Below are 3,493 nucleotides of genomic sequence, written 5' to 3'. Positions count from 1 at the left end.
AGGCCGGCCATGCGACCGAAGACGAACTGGCGCGGATGGAAGCGGCAATCGAGGGGCAGATCGACGAGGCGGTTGCATTCGCACTCGACAGCGCCTATCCGGATCTGGCTGAGTTGGGACGCGATATTTACAAGGACGAGGTGGCGGTATGAGCAAGCAACAGGACAAGATCAACACCATCGGCGCCATCAACCTCGCCCTGGACGACGCCATGGCCGCCGATGCCAACGTCATCGTGCTGGGCGAGGATGTCGGGGACAAGGAATGCGGCGGCATCGTCGGCGTCACCAAGGGCCTGTCGACGAAGTATGGGGACGCACGGGTGCGCTCGACCCCGATCTCGGAACAGGCCATCATCGGCGCGGCCATCGGCGCGGCCATCGCTGGTATGCGTCCGGTGGCGGAAATCATGCTGATGAACTTCACCACGGTGGCGATGGACATGATCGTCAACCACGCCGCGAAGCTGCGCTTCATGTCGGGCGGCCAGACCCATGTCCCGCTGGTGATCCGCACCATGACCGGTGCCGGCTTCGGCACCGGCGGCCAGCACGCCGACTATCTCGAGGCATGGTTCGCGCACACCGCCGGTATCAAGGTAGTGGCGCCGTCGAACCCCGCCGACGCCTACGGCCTGATGCTGTCGTGTATCGCCGACGACGATCCCTGCCTGTTCATCGAGAACATGCCGACCTACTGGAATCCGGGTGCGGCGCCCGAGCGCGGCGTTGCCATCCCCCTGGGCAAGGCCAATGTGCTGCGGGCCGGCACCGACGTCACCCTGATCAGCTACAGCCGCCGGGTGCAGGAATGCGCAGTCGTGGCCGAGAATCTGGCCAAGCAGGGCGTATCGGTGGAACTGATCGACCTGCGCACCATTTCGCCGCTCGACACGGAGACGATCCTGACGTCGGTTGCCAAGACCGGGCGCGCCGTGGTCGTGCACGAGGCGGTCAAGCCTTTCGGCGTCGGCGCGGAGATCGCCTCGCGTATCTACGAAGCACTGTTGCGCGAGCTCAAGGCCCCGGTGCAGCGGGTCGGCGCCGTGCATTGTCCGGTGCCGTATTCGAAGCCCTTGGAAGAGGCCTTCGTGCCGGGCCTGAAGGAAATCGAAGCCGCAATCCGGGCCACCCTTGCCTGACAAGTCCATTCTCATCTAGATAGGAAAGCCCACCATGACGACCCAAGTGCTGTTGCCCAAACTCGGTTTTTCGATGAACGAAGCCGTCCTTGCCGAATGGAGCGTTCCTGACGGCGCTACCGTCGAACAGGGACAGACGTTGTATGCGATCGAAAGCGACAAGTCGGTGCAGGAAATCGAATCGCCGGCTAGCGGCAAGCTGAAGATCCTGGCAACCGTCGGCGAGACCTACGAGGTCGGCCACGTGCTGGCTGAAATCAGCTGATTCTCGGCGAAGGCGAGCCATTATGTCCGACACCATCCGTCCTGACGTCGGGACCCGTTCCACGTCGCGTCCCGAACCCGGCAGCACTGATGCGGGCTGCGACGTCAATTTTCCCTGCCGCGACGGCGGCCATGCCAAACCGGTCGCGGTCGCAGAACGGGCCCCGGCGCCCGTGTCCACAGGTTTCGGTGCCGACCTGCCACCCTGGCCGGATATCGATTTTTCCGAATTCGGCGCGACCGAAGTCAAGCCGGTGTCGCGCATCCAGAAACTGGTCGGCAGCTTCCTGTCCCGTAACTGGGTAACGATCCCGCACGTCACGCACCACGACGAAGCGGAGGTCGATGCCCTCGAGGCCTACCGCAAGGGCCGCAACGAGGCAGGCGGCGAGGTCAAGCTGACAGCCCTGGTGTTCATGATCAAGGCCGTGGTCAAGGCGTTGCAGGCCTACCCGCAGTTCAATGCTTCGCTCGACGCATCCGGCAAGAACCTCATCTACAAGAAGTATTTTCATATCGGCGTCGCGGTCGATACCAAGTTCGGCCTGCTGGTTCCGGTGCTACGCGATTGCGACAGGAAGAGCGTGACCGAGCTGGCCGTGGAACTGGCGGCGCTGTCGAACAAGGCGCGTACCAAGGGGCTCTCCCTGCCGGAAATGTCGGGCGGCTGCTTCTCGATCAGCTCGCTCGGCGGGATCGGCGGCACCAGCTTCACGCCGATCGTCAACGCTCCCGAGGTGGCGATCCTGGGCCTGAGCAAGACGCAGGCGCGGCCATTTCCGGGACCCGCAGGCGAAGTGCTGTGGCGTCAGATGCAGCCGCTCTCGCTGAGCTACGACCACCGGGTCATCAACGGGGCCGACGCGGCCCGGTTCACGCAACATCTCGCCACAGTGCTGGCGAGCCCCGAAACGCTGGCTCAATAAGCCGGTGTGGCGCGGCAAGGTGCCGCGCCGATCCTGATAACGATGGAGACGAAGTGCATGAAAACGCTGGGAGAAATCATCGAGCGTAATGCCCGATTTTATCCGGACAAGGAAGCGCTTGTCGACGATCGCCGCCGTGTGACTTACGCGCAGCTGCTCAAGCGCGCCAAACGCCTGTCCTCGACGTTCTACGCCAATGGGCTGCGGCGTCAGGATCGGGTTGCGATCCTGAGCATGAACTGCGTCGAATATTACGAGGCCTATCGCGCCTGCGAATTGGCCGGCTATATCCTGGCAACCGTGAATTTTCGGCTGGTGGCGCGCGAGATCGCCTGGATCCTGAAAGACGCGGCGCCCAGGGTGCTGATCTTCGAGGCGCAATACACGACACTGGTCGAGGAACTGCGCGCCACATTGCCGGATGTAGAGCTGTTTATTTGCATCGGCGCCGCACCGGCCTGGGCGATGTCGTTCGAGGATGCGATGGCGGCAGGATCAGCCGAAGGCCCGCCTCAGCGCGCGACACCACAGGACTATGCTTACCTGCTCTACACCAGCGGTACGACCGGCCACCCCAAGGGCGTGGTGCGCACGCACGCGGCCATGTGCACGACAGCGGAAATCTGCGCAATGTCGAGTGAATTCCACAGCGGCACGCGGCTGCTGCAGACCACCCCGGCCTTTCATGTGGGTGGCATCGGCTACGTCAACTCGGCCGCCTGGGTGGGCGGCACGACCGTGATCCAACGCGGCTTCGACCCGGTCGGCATGCTGCGCGCCATCGAGTCGGAATCGATTACGTTTACCTTCATGGTCGCGGCGATGCTGCAGGCTGTACTCGACGTGCCGGGTGTACAGGACTACAAGCTGTCCAGCATCGAAGGCATCGTCACCGCGGCCGCGCCGGTCCCTGTCCCCTTGCTGGTGCGGGGCATTGAATTGCTGGGCCCGGTGTTCTCCGTGCAATATGGAATGACGGAGGCCAACGCCTGTGCCTTGCCCCGCACCCTGGTGCAGCCCGTGGGCACGCCAGAACAGGTGCGCCGCCTGGCGTCGGTCGGCCATCCTCAAGCCCGGGTCGAACTCGGTATCGTCGACGATCACGACAACGACTGTGCGCCTGGTGAAAAGGGCGAGGTCTGGCTGCGCACCGATACCCAAC

The 3,493-nt window shown here is 63.6% G+C and carries 4 protein-coding genes; all 4 read left to right on the top strand.

The genetic code is table 11. The features are described 5' to 3' along the window. Nucleotides 1–148: 148 nt before the first annotated feature. Entirely contained in the window at nt 149–1,141 is a 993-nt protein-coding gene (locus I5W_RS12130) for an alpha-ketoacid dehydrogenase subunit beta (protein WP_044529413.1), read from the top strand. A gap of 34 nt (nt 1,142–1,175) precedes the next feature. Beyond that, nucleotides 1,176–1,406, top strand: a complete 231-nt coding sequence (locus I5W_RS12125) for a biotin/lipoyl-containing protein (RefSeq protein WP_017450466.1) — start codon at nt 1,176–1,178, stop codon at nt 1,404–1,406. Between the two features lie 22 nt (nt 1,407–1,428). Beyond that, nucleotides 1,429–2,331, top strand: coding sequence for a 2-oxo acid dehydrogenase subunit E2 (locus I5W_RS12120; protein ID WP_050010662.1), 903 nt, complete (start codon nt 1,429–1,431; stop codon nt 2,329–2,331). Nucleotides 2,332–2,388: 57 nt separating this feature from the next. After that, nucleotides 2,389–3,493 (top strand): class I adenylate-forming enzyme family protein (locus I5W_RS12115; RefSeq protein ID WP_044529412.1); only part of this gene is annotated, 1,105 nt, incomplete at its 3' end.

The sequence above is a fragment of the Herbaspirillum sp. B65 genome (assembly GCF_000333555.1).
GTDB classification, from domain to species: Bacteria; Pseudomonadota; Gammaproteobacteria; order Burkholderiales; family Burkholderiaceae_D; genus Herbaspirillum; species Herbaspirillum rubrisubalbicans.
The sequence above is the reverse complement of the archived record's forward strand: the minus strand, read 5'-3'. Positions and strand labels throughout refer to the sequence as shown.

Coding starts and splice junctions, on each gene's coding strand:
- I5W_RS12130 (WP_044529413.1), top strand. CDS start 149: ATGAGCAAGCAACAGGACAAGATCAACACCATCGGCGCCATCAACCTC.
- I5W_RS12120 (WP_050010662.1), top strand. CDS start 1,429: ATGTCCGACACCATCCGTCCTGACGTCGGGACCCGTTCCACGTCGCGT.
- I5W_RS12125 (WP_017450466.1), top strand. CDS start 1,176: ATGACGACCCAAGTGCTGTTGCCCAAACTCGGTTTTTCGATGAACGAA.